Origin of the sequence: Modestobacter marinus, assembly GCF_019799945.1 — a bacterium.
GTDB lineage: Bacteria > Actinomycetota > Actinomycetes > Mycobacteriales > Geodermatophilaceae > Modestobacter > Modestobacter marinus_B.
Window position 1 is genome coordinate 1 of the sequence record NZ_JABGCH010000125.1, and the last position, 1061, is coordinate 1061.

Sequence of the window (1061 nt, forward strand, 5' to 3'; positions counted from 1 at the left end):
TGTATTGACCCGCAGCGTTGTTGACGCGGTCGATGGGTGAGCGTCCGCCGATGCCCAGGTGGGGCCGGTTCAGGTTGTAGTGGTTGAGCCAGGTGGGCAACAGGGCCGTGCGGTCGTCGTTGCTGGCGAAGATCCGCGAGTAGGCCCACTCGGCGCCGAGGGTGCGGTTGAAGCGTTCGACCTTGCCGTTGGTCCAGGGACAGTGCGGGCGGATGAACTTCTGCCGCGCGCCGATCGCGGCCGCCGCGGCGGCGAAGTCCCGGGAGATCCGGTAGTTCTTCGCGTTATCGGTGATGACCCGCTCGATGGTGATGCCGTGCCCGGCGTAGAAGGCCGCTGCACGGGTGAGGAAGCCGGCGCAGGTGACACCCTTCTCATCGCCGAGGATCTCGGCGTAGGCCAGCCGGGAGTGGTCATCGACGGCGGCGTGGACGTAGTCATAGCCCAATCCGCGGGCTGAGCCAGGACGGGTGCCGCGGCCGTGCGCGCGCCACCCGCCACCGTCGGGGATGCGCCCGAGCTTCTTCACATCGACGTGGACCAGCGAGCCGGGGCGGTCGTGCTCGTAGCGGGTAGCGCTGCGCCGAGTAGCGCGGATGACCTGCCCGGTCACCGGATCACACGCCGCCAGCGGCGGGGTCCGGTGCCGGCGCAGCACCCGACCCACCGTCGAGGCCGGCACGTCCAGGTGCGCCCCGATGGCCACTGGCCCACGGCGGGACAGGTGCCGGCTGATCCGAATCCGGGTCTCGGTGCAGGCCGGAGTGCGCCTGGGGTGGCTGCGGGCGTGGCTGGGCCGGTCGATGAGCCCCGCCTTGCCTTCAGCTCGCCACCTGCCCCACCACTTGTAGGCGCAGGCCCGGGAGACGCCCATCTCCGCGGCCACGTGCGCCGGTGGGCGACCGGCGGCGATCCGCTGGACCAGGATCAACCGCCCGGCAGGAGTCAAGCGGGCATTAGCGTGGGACACGAGCGACCTCCGCGGTCGGGATGGATGCCGTCAGACAGCTCCACCCGACCCGGAGGTCGCTCCCACGTCAACAACGGTCCTGGTCAGTACA

Annotated in this window: 1 protein-coding gene; it reads right to left on the reverse strand. The window is 70.5% G+C overall.

What is annotated here, in order from left to right; genetic code table 11:
* A partial coding sequence (locus HK417_RS24370; RefSeq protein ID WP_222273355.1) for an IS481 family transposase occupies nt 1–970 on the reverse strand: 970 nt, incomplete at its 3' end.
* Nucleotides 971–1061 lie beyond the last annotated feature (91 nt).